Raw genomic sequence first — 16,963 nt, 5'->3', positions numbered from 1 at the left:
AGAACTTAATGAGCTGCTTCATTCTCGAAATAAATCGTTAAATCTAGGACCTCATCAGCAGATCCTTAATCGCAGACTCCATCTCTAACGGCGCAACCGTAGTCTCATAGCGGCCACTCACTTCCCCGGTTCGATCAATTAAAAATTTGGTGAAATTCCATTTGATCCCGTTTCCCCGGTATAAGTCGGGATGTCTCTCCTTGACAAATTGATCCATCCATCGACCTTCTTCCGATGCCGTATCATAACCCTTAAATGGGGCAATCTCGACCAGGTAGCGAAACAAAGGGTGCATGGATTGCCCGGTGACCTCAATCTTCTCAAACATCGGAAAGGATATATGAAAATGATTTCTGCAATACTGAGCTACCTCATCATTGCTCCCCGGCTCCTTGTGATTAAACTGATTACAGGGAAACGCCAGAATCTCCAGCCCTTGATCACAGTACTGTTCGTACAGTTGCTGAAGTTCGGTGAATTGTCGAGAGTAACTGCACTCGCTCGCTGTATTCACAATAAGTAGTACTTTGCTCTCATAAGCAGATAAGTCGCCCGTGTGTCCATCCATGAATGGCACCTGATAAGAAAATAAACTCATTCATAACGCCTCCTTGGTCGGTTCTCACATAAACCTTCTCTTGAAATGGATTATACACTTATCCTTTTAATAGGTTAAATATATAATTAATATTAGATTTATAGGATCTGACTATATAATAAAAATGCAGAAATGCAACAAAAAACTGCCCTCAGCAGACAGAAGCTGCTTCATGGACAGTTAGTAAGAGCGACATTAATGCAAATTTCCAGGAAGTGGTTACCCCATAATAAGGCCATATACAATGCCCGGTCCATGTACCCCAATGGTCAGATCATTTTCAATGTCGGAAGAACGACTGGGACCGGAAATAAAATGAATGCCTGCCGGAAGATTCTCTCTTCCCGCTTCATCGAAGCGATTAAGCGTTTCACCAAGTCTGGTGTAGAGCCGTTCGATTGGAATAATAATGATGAGTACAGTGGGCAATAAACTAACGGAACGCCCCTTATCCGGCGAAGAAAGCACTGTGACGGAACCCGTATATGCTGTAGCATAATCCGCCATCACTACACCGATGTCTGCCTCAGCTGCCCTCGCCTTCCAGTTCTCATCGGCTTGGCTGTTCCAAACTGAAATCTGCACATCCGGGAGCTGCTCTTCCAATCCAAGCTCCGTCAACGCCTGTTCATTCTGGCGTATGATGTATTTCGCGCTCAATTCATGAGATTTAGTAGCGATGAAGTCCGCAGCTTCGCCAATGTCTTTTATCCGCGCAATATGAGCACCTACACTCACAAAATTATCGGTGAATGCCTGTATGCGCTTATCTATATCCCATTCCAGGTCCGACCAGAACCCGGGTGCACCGCGAAAAGGTTGGGGCGGAGCATGTCTCTGGCGTGGTCTTCTTAATTTGGATGCAATATCATTCATAAAGTGCTCCTGCTTCGAACGTGACTTCTTTTCCATTTGCTCCAGCCATTCCTGATGTTCAGTGTTCATGTTGACCACCACCTCCCTCGCGTTCACGAAGAATCTTCTCCATTCGGCTTCGCACGGAGGAATCCATCTCTTTCTGCTCCTGATTCAGCTCCTGATCCAGTTTGTTCCATTGCTGCCGGAAGGAACGCTTCGCCAGGCTTGGCGCAACCCGATAGCTGTTCCAGCCCTTAAGAGGCCCAAGTTTGAGTGAAATTCCGTTATTGCGTACAACGACTTTCTGACCAATCTGTCCGATACGAATAGCCGCACTGAATCGTTTCGAATTAGATACAACCGCTGCAAAACCTTTCATACCAGCGCTTTCAAGCTTATTGCCATGTCCCTCTTCCACCTTACGTCTGCGTAAATATACGAGCATATCATGCAGCGGGATTTTGACCGGACAGGCTTCGTAACAGGCTCCGCACAAACTGGAAGCACCCGCGATGTCGTTCCATTCGTCGATATTGCCATTCAGTGCAGGTGTAAGTACTGCTCCGATCGGTCCACTGTACGTTCCACCGTAAGCATGCCCGCCGATATGACGATACACCGGACAAGCGTTCAGGCAGGCCCCGCAGCGAATACAGTTCAACAGTTCCTGGAATTCGGGATCACCCAACTGAAGTGAGCGTCCATTATCGACGATAATAATGTGCATCTCCTCTGGCCCGTCCCCGTCTTCTGTTCGACGAGGGCCGGTTATGCCTGACATATACATCGTCAATTTTTGGCCTGTCGCAGAGCGTGGCAGCAGGGTTGCCATTACCTCGAGATCCGTCCAGGATGGAATGATGCGTTCCATGCCCATTAAGGTAATCTGTGTTTTTGGCACGGTGGATACCATGCGGGCATTGCCTTCATTTTCAAATAGGACCATGGAACCCGTCTCCGCAATCGCAAAATTGCAGCCTGTCATGCCGATATCGGCTTCAAGAAACTTCTCGCGCAGCTTTTTGCGTACAAATCCGGCAAGTACGGTGGTGTCCGGTTCCAGAATTTCACCCGCTTCCTTGGACAACAGCTCCGCAATCTGGTAACGGTTCTTGTGAATAGCCGGAATGACGATATGAGATGGGGCTTCACCTGCCAATTGAATGATGTATTCACCCAGATCGGTCTCTATCGCTTCAATACCTGCGGACTCCAATACATGGTTGAGATGTACTTCCTCAGACACCATGGACTTGGATTTGACCACGGTGGAAGCCTGCTTGTGAGCCGCAATATCCAGTGCAATCGCCGCTGCCTCCACCGACGTATCGGCAAAATGAATATGAACCCCATTGGCACGTGCATTATTGACGAATTCATTCAGGTAATAATCCAGATGTGCGATCGTATGCAGACGAATCTGACGTCCACGTTCACGCCATTCTTCCCAGTTGCCATGTTCCTCTGAAGCGGATTTCTTGCCATTTCGCAATCGCTCCGTCGTAAACTTGACGGCTTTGCGTAGGAAATCATCATTCAACGCCAGTTCTGCACGTTCTTTGACGGTAACATCCATTACACCGGGCTGACTCATCCTGTTTGCACCCCCTCATACAGCAGTTCGGCCAAATGCATTACACGCACCGGTTCATTCCGATACCGCAGATTACCCGCAATATTCATTAAACAGGCCATATCCAGTCCTACCAATACTTCGGCTTCCGTCTCTTTAATATGATCCACTTTCTCCGTGACCATGGCACCGGATATATCAGCCATTTTGATGGCAAAGGTACCGCCAAAGCCGCAGCAGTCCTCCCCGAATGGAAGGGGAACAAATTCCAAACCTTTTACTGCTGAAAGTAATGCCATAGGCTCATCCTTTACGCCTAACAAACGGCTGCCATGACAGGAGGGGTGATAGGTAACCTTATGTGGAAAATGCGCACCCAAATCCGTGATTCCAAGCACCTGAACGAGAAACTGCGTGAATTCATAGGCTTTCGCCTCCAGGCGTTTGGCCTTCTCCAGCCATATGGGTTCATCGGCAAACAGCTCGGGATAATGATGAATCATATACGTACAGGAGCCCGAAGGACAGACGACAAAATCGCTGTCATCAAAGGCTTCCAGAATCGTTTTGGCGGCTACCCGTGTCTCATCCCAATACCCGCTGTTGTAGGAAGGCTGACCGCAGCAGGTCTGCACGGACGGGAAATCCAACCGAACGCCATGCGCGGCGAGCAATCTCACCATCGCCTCCCCCACACGGGGATATATGGCATCACTGAGGCAGGTAATAAATAAGGAGACCTTCATGATTACACGCTCCTATAACTGATGAATTGTGGTTATAACGCATATAAGTATCGAATAACGGGTTATTTTAGACCCTTGTGATCTTGATATCATAGCCGTTCAAACGTTCTATCAATTCATCGTCAAGCGACTGATCTGTAATCACCGCATGGACCGCATCTAACCCGGTTACCCGGGCAAATGCACGAACCCCGAACTTGCTCGTATCGGCAAGCAAAATGACCTGGTCGGATATACCGACCATTTTCTGCTTCAATCGGGCCTGAAGCTCATTGGACTCACTGATCCCGCCGCCCTCCAGGTGCACGCCTTTACAGGACAGGAACAATTTATCGACATGATATGTTTCCAGGGAACGTTCGGCGAGCGGTCCAACAAAAGAAAGCGACCGTGGGGCCAGCTGTCCTCCAGTCGAGATGACTTCAATCTTGTCCCGACTGCTCAATTCGGTGGCTACCTGTATGGAGTTGGTCAATACCGTTAGTGGTATATCCGGCATATGGGCCGCCATGTACCCTGCTGTCGTGCTGGCATCCAGCAGAATTCGATCACCCGGACAAATCATGGTGAGGGCCGACTGGGCAATTCTTTTCTTTTCCTCTGCATGTGTTGTTTCCCTTACCCGGTAAGGGATCTCCGGCTGCTCTTCCTTTACACTGACAGCGCCGCCATGGGAACGACGCAGTCGTCCTGCTTGCTCCAGACGGTCCAGATCACGCCGAATGGTCTCTTCTGTTACCCGGCAGTGCTCACTAAGCTCGGATACACGTATACTCCCTTTTAGATTAACCATCTCGACAATCCGGTCATAGCGCTCTGCTGCCAGCATGTTACACCTCGCTCCCGGCTTGTGATTTCGACGAAGCGGTCAACCTTAGAAATCTGCCGTATGCTTCTTCCCAGATCGTACTATCCTTTGGCTCATAATCGGTAACCGGGAATGAATCGCGGATGACCCTGCGGGCTTCCCATATATCCTTAAAGGCTTCACTTGCTATCCACTGTACAGCCATGTTTCCGATCGCACTGCCTTCTGCCGGACCCGCCCATACAGGTTTTCCAATGGAATTGGCAGTCCACTGACACAACAAGCGATTCTGTATGCCACCACCAACCATATGCAAACCATTAAAAGATTGTCTGGACAGTCGTTCTGTCCACTCCAGCACTCTTCGATACTTCAGTGCAAGGCTCTCCAGAATGGAACGGGCGATGGCTCCCTGATCTTGCGGCTCAGCCTGACCTGTATCACGGCAATACTGTTGTATACGAGAGGTCATATCCCCTGCTGGCATAAACCGTTCATCATCGGGATCAAACAGGCTTGTAAACGGAGGTGCAAGTTCAGCCCTGCTCAGTAACTCCGCATAGCTGATTCCCTGTCCTTTCCGTTCCCATTCGCGCATGCATTCCTGCAAAACCCACAGGCCCATGATGTTCTTGAGCAAACGGAATGTACCGCCTGCCCCGCCCTCATTCGTAAAGTTGAGCGCCAAACTCTCTGAACTGATGGCTGGGTGATCAATCTCCGTGCCCATAAGTGACCAGGTTCCGCAGCTTAAGTAGACAAATGAACGCTCTGTTGCCGGAACTGCCACAACCGCTGATCCTGTGTCATGCTCTGCAACCGCAATAACCGGAATGGCAGATAAGCCAAGATCGCTGCAAATGCTGCTGCGCAGCTGTCCCACTCGAGTACCTGGCATGACTGCTTCTCCAAACAACTTCTCCGAAATGCCGATATGTGCGAGCAGTTCAGCGTCCCAATGGCCTATGGTTGGATTATAGAGCTGCGTTGTGGTGGCGTTGGTAAACTCATTCACCGCTTCACCAGTCAGAAAGTAACGAAGCAAATCGGGGATCATGAGGAAACGCTCCGCTTCGTTCATCAGTGGGGAGCCACTTCGCTTAAGCGTTGCCAACTGATACAGTGTGTTAAAGCTAAGAAACTGGATGCCCGTGCGTTCGAAAATCCGCTGAGAGGTCAACTCTTTGCGCACCTGATCCATCATGCCATTAAACTGTGTGTCACGGTAATGATACGGATTGCCTAACAATTCACCATGACTTCCAACCAATCCAAAATCAACCGCCCAGGAATCAATCCCCAGGCTTTCAGGCAGTTCCCCCTTTTGTTTGACCAGGTTCAGCCCTTCCAGAATTTCATGGTGCAGCCTCAATATATCCCAGTGCAGCCGCTCCCCCGCTTTTACCGGCTCATTCTTGAACCGATGGATCTCCATCGTTTCCATTCCCCGTTCATTCAGATGACCCAGCAGTGCTCTCCCGCTTCCAGCACCCAAATCATACGCCAGCACACTCACCACTCTTCACCAGCCTTTCATCCCCTACTTTGTTTCGCGCTCGAATATGGCTTGATTTTATTCATCACTACTCTGTACTTTATTCTTCACTTTATTGTTTGTTTATTTTTGTTTATTACTGTTTCACTTTATTTAATGAGTATATCACCAATGTAAGCGTTTGAATACCCTGTGATTGCTTTCTTTTGCCCATACCAAAAACGACTCTCTCCACTCGGGAGGAGCCGCTTTCCTGTTATTTTACGTATAAAAGCTATTATTGCTCGCACCGGACTGAGGCTGCACATCTCTTTCAAAATGCTTGAACCTTGTCCCTTGATACGTCAGCATGCCTCGGTCATTTTCCACAAACATCCCATAATTTCTGCCGCCAACATTTAACTCCACACGGTCTCCATTATCCAATTCAAACGTGGCATAATACCAGGTTGATGCACTGCTGTCCCCGCTCCCACCTGTGACTTCTGTGCGCTTTGCCACAATCGTTGAATGCAAGGTTAACAGTGCTGAAGCATTGTTCGATGACCATGTGCTCACCCCTGAGATAATGGCATAGACAATAACACCCGCAATAATGAGAAATATGCCGCCAATAAAAATCGAACCAAACGTGCTCATCGTAGTGAACTCATTGATTCCTGAAAAAAAACCTCCCTGATTGCCCTCAAATCCCGGAACATCATTCATGTCATCAAAAATACCGAAGCCGTCCATGCTTAACCAGCCCAGCGATGAAGATATGCTCAATGACGTCATTCATCATCGTTCCCTTCTCCCTGCAAATTAAGATGCACCGCCCCCTGTCAAGGAGACGGTGCACGCAGACAACCCTACAAGCCTTGTCCGTATACTATATGAACCTGATTACGAATACAGACGTTCAAGTTCATCAACAAGACTGCCAACATAGGCGACAGCAGCACGAATTGGCTCAGGTCCGGACATGTCCACACCCGCAAGCTTCATCAGATCTTGCGGGTCAAGGCTTCCTCCTGCTTTCAATGCGTCAAGCCAGCGATCAACAGCAGGCTGTCCCTCTTCCCGAATCAGCTGTGCGGCAGCAGTGGATGCTGTCAGACCTGCTGCATAGGTATATGGATATAATCCCATATAATAATGAGGCTGTCTCATCCATGTCAGCTTGGCCCCTTCGTCAATGACCAGATCAGGCCCCCAGAAATAGGAGAGGATATTTCCTTTCAGCTGACTTAACGTCTTCGCCGTAATCGGTTCATCCTTGGTTGCCAGTGCATACACCTGACGCTGCAATTCACCTTCAAGCAGATGTGTAACAAAGTTATGGTAATACGTATTGAGCAATTGCAAAATGACCCAACGACGCATTCTCGGGTTATCAGAACGTTTCAACAAATGATCTGCCAGCAGCATTTCATTCATCGTGGAAGGCGCCTCTATGAAATAGAGGGATGGTCTTGTATTCGTAAGCCGTTGATAATGCCCGGCAAGCATGAAATGTCCGGCATGTCCCACTTCATGGGCAAGTGTGAACGCACCGCGCATATTATTTGCCCAGGAGATCAAGATATAGGAATGAGAACCATAGATGGACGAGCAAAAAGCTCCTGTCGATTTGCCTGCATTATCGGCATAATCTACCCAGCGCTCACTAAATGCACGTTCCACAATATCGCCATATTCCGGTCCCATCACGGCAAGAGCTTCACGGATGAGCGTGCAGGCTTCCTCGTATGTAATGGCAGGACTGAATTCAGGGTCTAGTGGTGCCTTCAGATCGCAGAACATCAGTTTGTCCAGTCCCAACTCACGTTTCTTGAGCGCGGCCAGTCTGCGCATGTGAGGGGCGAGTTCCTGCTGGATGATATCCAGTACATTGTTGTACATCTCTTTGCTTACCTGCTGCGGACTGAGCAGCATATCCGTAACATCATCGTACCCACGCAGCCTGGACAAGACGACCTGTTTCTTTACTTCGGTGGCGTAACCTTCAGCAAACGTATTTTTGTAATCATTCAGCTTGGAGCTGAACGCGGCATAGGCAGAGCGGCGCAGCTTCGTATCCGATGACATTTCATAATTGTTCTCATAAAATGACCAGGACAGCGGGCGGTTATTGTCATCGCCATCAAGTGCATCGTCAAACGTCATGTCTGCCAGTTTACCGCGCAGATAGATCCGGTACGGCGAATCCAGCACCTCTCCAAGGGAGGCGAGTACTTTCTCCGTTTCGGGCGAGAGACGATGGGCTTTTTCCTGAATCAGACGATCCAGACTTCGAGCATACGGCTGCAAACCTGGAAGTTCTTCAATATAACGTTTGACCGTTCCATCCGGAAGATCCACAATCTCGGAATTCACAAAAGACAAGGACGACGACAAATTCGATAAAATGTCTCCCGCCTTGGCTGAATTCTCAATATTCGCGGGATTGGTACTATCCTCCGACTGTTTCAGCCGGGCATACGAAGCCGTTTTGCTAATGCGTTCCTGCAAAGCTTCTCGGGCATCCAGACAAGCGAGCAGCTGCTCGGCTCCTTCGCCCAAATGTCCTTTGAATGTTTCGATATGGGCAGCGGCCTCAGGTAGTGATCTAAGCTCCTGCTCCCACTCTTCGTCAGTCCCAAACAAGTCTCGCAAGTCCCAGGTAGTCTCTTGGCTTACTTCATCGCGTGTACGTATTTTTTCCATCGTTAAATGTCATCCTCCTCGCATTTCCAATATCTCTCATCGTATCATATTCAGAGCATTTATACCTTACATCTCCTAAAATGAGCCTTTTGGTTCAAGTGATTCACAACCAAGTTGAAAAATTTAGTTTCCACGCGTCACTCCGCCGGCAGAATAACCTTATGATCGCTGTTATCCCCAGATTTTTTGATCCCTTTTCTAAAGGGGAAATCCGGGGATAAAGGCGAACGCTTCGCTTCTTCAGGCTATTTCTGCCTTCTACGTTTCAAGAAAACTTTTGTTAAACTGTTAGTGAATTAGGGGGAAAGAAAAACCGCTGGGTAATGGAAATATCCATTACCCAGCGGTTCGTTTTAACTTAAATTGATTCAGCTTTCCAGATCACATTTTCACCATAGTTTTTACCCCAATCGTACATGGCATGCAGCACGGGCATCAGGCTTTGTCCGTGATCCGTCAACGTATATTCGACACGAGGAGGTACTTCTGCATAGACCTTGCGCTCAATTAGCTTGTCTTCCTCCAGTTCACGCAGCTGGTTGGTCAGCATCTTTTGGGTAATATGAGGAATCAATCGCTTCAATTCACTGAAACGTTTGGTGCCTTCAAGACCCAGATGCCATAAAATAATCAGTTTCCATTTGCCGCCAATAACAGCAAGGGTCAATTCTTTCTCACAGTTAATCTCTTTCAGGTTGATTCGTTCCTTGACTTCGGACGCCATAGCTCCAAGCCCCCTTTTCTTTCACTTCATCTTATATCGCTAAAATGCAATACGCATATTACAATAACACTCCGCAACAAGAAGAGCATGCTGCCTCCTTTGTATCATCTAACGGGTTCATTGGTTCGAAACAGCATGTATACATTCTACTACAGCACAACCCTGATGTTAAGCAGATCAAATCAGACCACAGACAACGATAGCAGAAAAGACCGGAACTCCCGTTATTTCAAGGGAATTCCGGTCTTGCCTCTGTTTTTAATTCATGAATCTATGACAATATGGACTATTCCAGGTTGGCGTGACGCCCAAACATGTCAGCTCCAGTCATATTTTTCATTTTCATCATGGTGAGCACCAGTGCATCCATGCTCAGCAGTAGCCCCTGTTCAAACAGGGAGCCCATCGGCTGAATGGTTACTGCCGCTCCGGCGGTTGCTGTATCCTCTTTGGCGGATGCCGGAAGACGAACCACGGTGTCCGACAGTTGTCCGATTGTGGACTCCGGTTTAATCGTAATCAGACCGACAGGAGCACCTGCTTTACTGGCTTTCTGAGCCATCGCTGCCAAACTGCCTGTCTCCCCTGAGCCTGAGCATAACAAGAGGAAGTCTTTCGGGCTGATCCCCGGTGTAACGGTCTCTCCAACCACATATACCCGAAGCCCCATCTGCATCAGTCTCATGGCAAAAGCCTTTCCCATTAAACCTGACCGGCCAGCTCCTGCGACGAAAATCTGTTCGGCAGCCAAAATATGTTCCGCCATGGCCTGCATCTCCGAGTCATCGATTTGGCTTAGCGTACGTTCGAGCTCCTTCAAGATGTCTGCTGCATACTGTCGGCTGCTCATCCGTCTTACCCTTGTTGAACCAGACGCTGCATCTCAGCTGCAACTTTGGCTTTGTCTGCTTGTCCAGTGATTCCGCCGCCTACAATCACGAGATCAGGTTGTGCTTTGATCACTTCTGGCAATGTTTCGAGCTTAATGCCACCTGCTACAGCTGTTTTCGCGTTTTTCACAGCGCGTTTGATCGTTTGCAGATCTTCGAACGGGCTTTGCCCTACTGCTTGCAGATCATAACCTGTGTGTACGCAAATGTAGTCTACGCCAAGGGCATCCACTTCACGTGCACGTGTTTCGATATCAGACACGTTGATCATGTCAACCAGCACGAGTTTATTTTGTTTTTTCGCTTCTTCAACAGCACCTTTGATTGTCATGTCGTTGCTTACACCGAGGACGGTTACCAGATCCGCGCCAGCTTCAGCAGCTTTCATGATTTCATAGCCACCTGCGTCCATAATTTTCAGATCGGCGAGTACTTGCAGATTAGGGAAGGCTTCTTTCATCGCTTTAACCGCATGCAGTCCTTCATTAATAACGATTGGCGTTCCAATCTCAACGATATCGATATATGGTTCAACTTCTTTAACAAGTGCAATACCCTCAGGGATGTTTACCAAGTCCAATGCCAATTGCAATTTCACGATTCATTTCTCCTTTGTTGTTCAAGTGTGAGTTATATTCCTGTAAAGATTATTTAAAGGTTTAGCTTGCACCAATCTGCCTGTTCAGATGCAAGCATTCTTTTTCCTGGCCGCTCATTCATTGTAGATCCTGACTATCTATTCGGGAAGTACGCACTTTGAAGTCAGGTAGTTACTTGCACTATACCATTGAATAAATTACGTTGTTATCTGAATCATATTCATGAAATTAAGTTATCTTTCACAAGGATCAAGTAGGGACATCTAGGAAGTCGCCATGCTCACCATATCAAAAAAGACCCTGCTACAAGGGCAAGGTCTTCCTAAATTCCAGGTCAACAAGAACCATCATATGGATCTAAAAGCTTATTCAAACCTTTCGGTTATCATTCGAATCCTGGGTTTACAGATAAACAGGTTTCACGCATACCGGCTTGGATACACCTGTGCTGTGACCTGTGTATTTCAGACGTCCGCTCTCCTGATCCACTGTAAAGGAAACGATATTGTTGGTATCGCGGTTAGCTGCAATCAGCAGTTTGCCATTCGGAGTCAGTGCAAAGTGACGCGGGTGTTTACCCTCAGCAGATACATGCTCAACCAGTTTCAAATGTCCTGTTTCAGCGTCGACTGCAAATACGACGATGCTGTCGTGTCCACGGTTCGAACCGTATACGAAACGTCCATCGTTCGATACCGCGATTTCAGCTGTTGTGTTTTCACTGCCGTCATAACCGTCAGGCAATGTGGACACGGTGGAAAGCTCTGTCAGCGTGCCTGCTGCTGCATCATAACGGAATGATGTAATGGAGGAATCCACTTCGTTAATAACATACGCGAATTGACCATTCGGATGGAATGCCAGGTGACGCGGTCCTGCACCCGGATGTGTCTTGGTTTCACTGTGCAGCACAAGTTCGTTCTTGTCTGCATCAATGGAGTAGATTGCGATTTTGTCCGCACCCAGATCCTGTACCATCATGAATTTGCCATCCGGGCTAAAAAACGCAGAATGTACATGCGGCTTGTCCTGACGCTCAGGATGTGCACCTTTGCCTTCATGTTTCTTCTCATCCAGAAGCACTCCAACTTCACCGTTATCCGTCAAGGCTTGCAGCCCAACCAGACCTCCATGGTAGCTGGAAAGGATCAAGTAACGACCGGATGGGTCGCGTTGGATATGACATGGCGGAGCCGAGATCGAATCATGACGATTCAGCAAAGACAATTTTCCTGTAGAAGGATCAATGCTCAGAGCTACAGCTTCAGACATTTTATTGCCTTCAGCAGACACCGTTTCACCGATCGCATACAGTTTATTATTTTCAGCGTCCACGTTTACAAACGTTGGGTTCTTCACGCCCGAGATGCCGTCAAGCTTGGAAAGGCTGCCTGTGTCTTCATTCAATTCATATGCGTAAATGCCCTCATTTTCCGCTTCGGCATAAGAGCCGGCCAATACGAGCAAGCGTTTTGTTTCACTCATTACAGTTTCCTCCTCTATGTGTATGTAATCTGGTTGCACCTCTTCTATAATAAATCTGCCATATCAAAATAGCAATCCACCGCCCCTGTGCATCCATGAAAGGAGCGGCCTCAACATATGCTCAATACGCAAGACATGACAGAATCCATTCCCGACAAAGGTCAACTTCTGCTATGATAAAATAGGTTTTTCATCCAGAAAGGACTGAATTCGGTTGTTTAATTCATTTCTGCTCACGTTATATCATGTATTTCTGCCCATATCCCTTCCGGTGATTGGAGGCATTTTGCTTAAACAGTTCAAACATTGGGACACCCGGCCGCTGTCGACCTTTTCCCTTTATATTTTAAGCCCCGCGCTGATCTTTGATACACTGCTGCATGCCGAGATTACATGGACAGACGTAACTGGCACGTTCTGGTTTTCTATTATTAATCTAATCGCCCTATGGGCATTGGCTGAACTGTTAAGCCGTATATTCCATCTTGGCGCAAGCGAAAAAGCGGGACTTACCCTTGTCTCCACGTTTACAAACTGTGTGAATTATGGGCTCCCGCTTGTATTGCTTGCCTTTGGACAGCTTGGATTGGATAAGGCTTCGGTATATGTCATTGGACAGATGATCATTGTGAATACGGTAGGTATCTTTTTTGCTGCAAGATCCGAATTCACCGTGAAAAATGCGATTCTGTCCGTCTTCCGTATGCCGTCCATCTATGCTGCTGCCATTGCCATCATCCTGCGTGCATCCAATCTGAGCTTGCCCGTGGCACTGGATGGAGGCATCTCTATGCTCGCTGCCGGTTACTCCCCTGTCGTACTGGCCATTCTAGGTGCACAGATGCTTAGACCACGTGGATCCGTGGAACCATGGAAACCCAACGTCCGCCGAGCATTCTGGACCGGGCTTGTGGTGCGACTTGCCGCGGCGCCAGTACTCTCGTATCTAATCCTGACCGCACTTCAGATTGAAGGAACGTTATTCAGTGTGCTGCTGATCCTGGCGTCCATGCCGACCGCAGTGAACGCAGTAATCTTGGCCGAGCAATTCAATGCCTCTCCGCAGTTTGTGTCCCGCTGTATTCTGTGGACAACCGCGGCGTCAATGGTTATTCTGCCGATCATGATTGTGATGTCTTCCTAATCAGCACGGAAGCTGAAGCTAGTGACATCGCTGCCTGCTTGCGTTTCTCCAACCGACGTTCAAAGCGGCGTTTGAGCGCTCTGACATAGAAGAACTTGACGACAAAGTAAGAAATCACGCCCAGGATGACTCCAAAGACGGACATGCCTGCCAGAATATCCAGACCACCCAACAAAAGTTCGCTTAGCGCGGACCAGTTGCCGCGAAACAGCTCCATAAAGGCACTCTCATGCACAAGCCCCTGCCCCATGCTATGAGCTGGCAAAATCCATGAACCAATTTGCTTGGCAAGTGGCATCAATATGATGGGCAGGAATGTGAGCTTGCCGACAACGTTGCCCACAATGGCTGCTGGCAGTGAACCACCCGACAAACGTACAATCGGATAGAACACAAGATAAACCAGAGATGCTGTCGATATGACGATCAGTTCCAGACCAAATCCTAAAGCAAATCCAGTAGACACTTTATGTGCCCCGCCCGGAGCACGTAATAATTTGAGAAAATTAAGCTTCAAGGCACGTGTTAAACGTGCAAAACGTGAGTTTTTGCTTTTCTGTAGGTTCATACCGAACTTCCCCTTATCTTACACAAATGACGGCTCAAGCCGCCTATTCTTCAGTATATCACACCGTGTTAACGCCTGCTGTTATAATCACTGGCTGTGTCTCGATAGCAACATTGCCCGCTACAGCTCTGGAGATCATGCAGGACTCTTCTGCTTTATGTGCCAGACGCTCTGCCTTCGTCACATCAGCATCAGATGCATCCGCTTTGAGCACAATTCGAGGTCTGTGTACGATCCGCTCATACGTAAATACATTATTGGTGACATCCACCGTTGCTTCCGATTCCAGTGTCAGGCCATCCGGCGTAATATCCGATCGCTCCAGCATCGCTGCCAGTGTAATTAGATAACAGGTGGACGCTGCACCAAGCAGCATTTCATCGGGATTGGTACCCGTACCCGGACCACCCATCTCCTGTGGAATCGAAATGACTGTTTTTAACCCGCCTGCATCAATATGCCCTTCACTGTTACGTCCACCATTCCAAACGGCTTTCAGGTGAAAAGGATGTTTCATTATATTCATTCCTTTCGAATTAGACCCGGACACATGCTATGGATTGTTCATTTAGTGCGATAACCTGTTCTTCATTTAACCCGAGATCCGTTATTACTTTGGCCACACTGCTGAGTTCCGCCACTCTTGTAAAAGCCTGCACACCAAACTTGCTCGAATCCGCCAACAAAATAACTTCATCCGCAATGCTGATCATCTTCTGCTTCACCAGGGCCTGCAATTCATTCGACTCACTGATGCCCTTGGTCAGATGTACACCTTTGCAGGATAAGAAAACTTTATCCACATGATAGGCATCCAGCGAACGTTCAGCGAGCGGGCCTACAAAAGACAAGGATTTCGACGCAAGCTGCCCGCCTGTAGCGATTACACGGATCTGTTCCTTGCTGCTCAACTCAGCAGCGACCTTAATGGAATTGGTTAACACAGTGAGCGGTATGTTCGGCAGTCCTGCCGCCATATACCACGCCGTTGTACTGGCATCCAGTGCTATCCGGTCGCCAGGCTCTACCATTTTTACCGCTTCGTCCGCAATTCTGCGTTTCTCTTCGGCATGGGTTACAGCCCGTTCCGGGTAAGGAATCTCCGGCTGCCCTTCTTCTTTATATTTAACGCTGACAGCCCCGCCATGGGAACGCCTGAGCCTTCCAGCCTGTTCAAGCTTGTCCAGATCACGTCGAATCGTCTCTTCCGTCACCCCGCAGCGCTCACTAAGCTCGGTCACACGCATGCTCCCCTGCGTATCCACCCATTCCACAATTTTCTCATAACGTTCAGCCACGAGCATCTTCATTCACTCCAAACCGTTGATTATCCAAGATGAATACTGTTCATCTCATCATACCACAGTGCTCCCGGAAGTAGAATTTCATCAAGGTGCAGTGGGTGCAAAAAAGAGGGGCTTGCTTTAAGCGCAAGCTCCCTCCATTTCTAATAAATCATGTGTCTTATTTATCGTCAGCCATAGGGAACCAGCCCGGTGTGTGAATGATTGCATTCCACAGTCCGTCAGGGATAACCAGACGCTCCTGATCCGATTTGGTAAGAATCGTCTCGATATCTTCTCCACGTCCGCTTTCGATTTTCTCAACCCAATCCGGCTCGATAATAAGCTCACGACCAAGCGCAAGCAATGGCACACCACTTTGAAGAGCTTCAGCTGCCTCGTCTGCAGTATGGATAGAACCTACTCCAATGACAGGCATTTTACCCGCCACACGGTCAAGGATAAATTCAATTCTGGAGCGAGTATCTGCTTCACCTCGTCTTGGCTTGGACCAGAACTCGTTGAGGGATACATGCAGGTAATCCAGATTTTTATTTTTTAGCGCATCCACCAATGCATACGTCTCTTCCATGGTCAATCCCGGTGTTTCCGGCTCTTCCGGTGAGAAACGGTACCCAACGATAAACGGTAGTTTCGTATGTGTAGCTACAACCTTCTGTACTTCATCCACTACAGCGAGTGGGAATGTGAGACGTTTCTCAATACTTCCACCCCAGCGATCCTCACGTCGGTTGGAATGCGGAGAGAAGAACTGCTGGATCAGATAACCGTTCGCACCATGAATCTCAACACCATCAAATCCAGCTTCAATGGCACGACGGGTTGCTTCCCCAAAGTCCTTGATGATGGACGTAATTTCGTCATCAGACAGCTCTCTAGGTACAGGAGACCCCGGACGCTCACTGGCAACAGCGCTTGGAGCAGCGACTTGACCTGCTGGTACCGCTTGTTCTGGCGTGAGGCGTCCTGCATGGAAAATTTGCAATACGGCTTTGGAACCGTGCTGCTTCATCGTATCGGCCAAACGTTTCAGGCCAGGAATAAAGCTGTCGTCATAACTACCAAATTGAGCCGGAAAACCAATCCCATTCGGAGTGACATGAGTTACAGCTGTAACAGACATACCAGCACCGCCGGTACGACGTGCATAATAAGCAAGTTCAGCGTCGGATACGGTACCATCCGGGTTCGAGGACATATGAGTCATGGGAGCGAGCACAATCCGGTTTTTCAATGTAATGCCGCTTGGCAGTGAAACGTGTTCAAACATCGGGCTATACTTTGGATTCATTCGTGGTTCCCTCCTGATTAAATATCTCTTTTAATAGATATATGAATATGTGCTTCCACTTTCTGTAATGATTATAGTTACGTTTCGCTCACAATGCAACTTTTCATTTTTTTCATTAGACTTTTTTTCCATACTCAACCCAAAAAGACGGAGTGTACTGTTCTCTCCGCCTCATCAGACTGCTTGCTCAGC

General features: G+C 48.2%; 17 protein-coding genes. 1 reads left to right on the top strand and 16 read right to left on the bottom strand.

All coding sequences use genetic code 11. The features are described from left to right. Positions 1 to 43 precede the first annotated feature (43 nt). From P5G61_RS18790 to P5G61_RS18735, 12 genes are all read right to left on the bottom strand, one after another. Positions 44 to 598 (bottom strand): glutathione peroxidase, encoded by a 555-nt coding sequence (locus tag P5G61_RS18790; protein ID WP_301247912.1) that lies wholly within the window; start codon positions 596 to 598, stop codon positions 44 to 46. Positions 599 to 817: 219 nt separating this feature from the next. Continuing rightward, positions 818 to 1,543, bottom strand: a complete 726-nt coding sequence (locus P5G61_RS18785; protein WP_301247911.1) for a LutC/YkgG family protein — start codon at positions 1,541 to 1,543, stop codon at positions 818 to 820. Beyond that, complete coding sequence (locus tag P5G61_RS18780) at positions 1,533 to 3,050, bottom strand: LutB/LldF family L-lactate oxidation iron-sulfur protein (protein WP_301247910.1); 1,518 nt, start codon at positions 3,048 to 3,050, stop codon at positions 1,533 to 1,535. Before P5G61_RS18780 ends, P5G61_RS18785 begins: the two co-directional genes overlap by 11 nt. Then, positions 3,047 to 3,775, bottom strand: a complete 729-nt coding sequence (locus P5G61_RS18775) for a (Fe-S)-binding protein (RefSeq protein WP_301247909.1) — start codon at positions 3,773 to 3,775, stop codon at positions 3,047 to 3,049. The genes P5G61_RS18780 and P5G61_RS18775 overlap by 4 nt, the downstream gene beginning before the upstream one ends. Before the next feature lie 67 nt (positions 3,776 to 3,842). After that, positions 3,843 to 4,604, bottom strand: a complete 762-nt coding sequence (locus tag P5G61_RS18770) for a DeoR/GlpR family DNA-binding transcription regulator (RefSeq protein ID WP_301247908.1) — start codon at positions 4,602 to 4,604, stop codon at positions 3,843 to 3,845. Position 4,605: 1 nt separating this feature from the next. Further along, positions 4,606 to 6,099: a rhamnulokinase gene (locus P5G61_RS18765; RefSeq protein WP_301247907.1), complete on the bottom strand. Its 1,494-nt coding sequence runs from the start codon at positions 6,097 to 6,099 to the stop codon at positions 4,606 to 4,608. 240 nt (positions 6,100 to 6,339) lie between these two features. After that, entirely contained in the window at positions 6,340 to 6,846 is a 507-nt protein-coding gene (locus P5G61_RS18760) for a DUF2500 domain-containing protein (protein WP_285076579.1), read from the bottom strand. A gap of 117 nt (positions 6,847 to 6,963) precedes the next feature. Continuing rightward, a complete protein-coding gene (pepF, locus tag P5G61_RS18755) occupies positions 6,964 to 8,766 on the bottom strand; it encodes an oligoendopeptidase F (protein ID WP_301247905.1) in 1,803 nt (600 codons plus the stop codon). 358 nt (positions 8,767 to 9,124) lie between these two features. Continuing rightward, positions 9,125 to 9,490, bottom strand: a complete 366-nt coding sequence (locus P5G61_RS18750) for a winged helix-turn-helix transcriptional regulator (RefSeq protein WP_024632046.1) — start codon at positions 9,488 to 9,490, stop codon at positions 9,125 to 9,127. Between the two features lie 286 nt (positions 9,491 to 9,776). Beyond that, the gene (gene hxlB, locus P5G61_RS18745) at positions 9,777 to 10,340 is read right to left on the bottom strand and encodes a 6-phospho-3-hexuloisomerase (RefSeq protein ID WP_301247903.1); all 564 of its coding nucleotides are present in this window, start codon (positions 10,338 to 10,340) and stop codon (positions 9,777 to 9,779) included. 5 nt (positions 10,341 to 10,345) lie between these two features. Continuing rightward, the gene (gene hxlA / locus P5G61_RS18740; RefSeq protein ID WP_301247901.1) at positions 10,346 to 10,978 is read right to left on the bottom strand and encodes a 3-hexulose-6-phosphate synthase; all 633 of its coding nucleotides are present in this window, start codon (positions 10,976 to 10,978) and stop codon (positions 10,346 to 10,348) included. Positions 10,979 to 11,381: 403 nt separating this feature from the next. Next, on the bottom strand, positions 11,382 to 12,464 hold the full coding sequence (locus P5G61_RS18735; RefSeq protein ID WP_301247900.1) for a lactonase family protein: 1,083 nt from the start codon (positions 12,462 to 12,464) through the stop codon (positions 11,382 to 11,384). Positions 12,465 to 12,678: 214 nt separating this feature from the next. On the opposite strand from P5G61_RS18735, the gene P5G61_RS18730 reads away from it, so the two are divergent. After that, entirely contained in the window at positions 12,679 to 13,608 is a 930-nt protein-coding gene (locus P5G61_RS18730) for an AEC family transporter (protein WP_301247899.1), read from the top strand. Here P5G61_RS18730 and P5G61_RS18725 read toward each other — a convergent pair. The 4 genes from P5G61_RS18725 to P5G61_RS18710 all read right to left on the bottom strand — a co-directional run bounded on the left by P5G61_RS18725 (position 13,586) and on the right by P5G61_RS18710 (position 16,771). Next, entirely contained in the window at positions 13,586 to 14,176 is a 591-nt protein-coding gene (locus P5G61_RS18725) for a DUF2062 domain-containing protein (RefSeq protein WP_301247898.1), read from the bottom strand. The genes P5G61_RS18730 and P5G61_RS18725 overlap by 23 nt on opposite strands. A gap of 58 nt (positions 14,177 to 14,234) precedes the next feature. Then, a complete protein-coding gene (locus tag P5G61_RS18720; protein WP_301247897.1) occupies positions 14,235 to 14,693 on the bottom strand; it encodes an OsmC family protein in 459 nt (152 codons plus the stop codon). Positions 14,694 to 14,712: 19 nt separating this feature from the next. Further along, entirely contained in the window at positions 14,713 to 15,480 is a 768-nt protein-coding gene (locus P5G61_RS18715) for a DeoR/GlpR family DNA-binding transcription regulator (protein WP_301248132.1), read from the bottom strand. A gap of 160 nt (positions 15,481 to 15,640) precedes the next feature. Next, entirely contained in the window at positions 15,641 to 16,771 is a 1,131-nt protein-coding gene (locus tag P5G61_RS18710; RefSeq protein WP_301247896.1) for an NADH-dependent flavin oxidoreductase, read from the bottom strand. Positions 16,772 to 16,963: the final 192 nt, after the last annotated feature.

The organism is Paenibacillus vandeheii, assembly GCF_030433635.1.
Taxonomy (GTDB): Bacteria; Bacillota; Bacilli; order Paenibacillales; family Paenibacillaceae; genus Paenibacillus; species Paenibacillus vandeheii.
The sequence above is the reverse complement of the archived record's forward strand: the minus strand, read 5'-3'. Positions and strand labels throughout refer to the sequence as shown.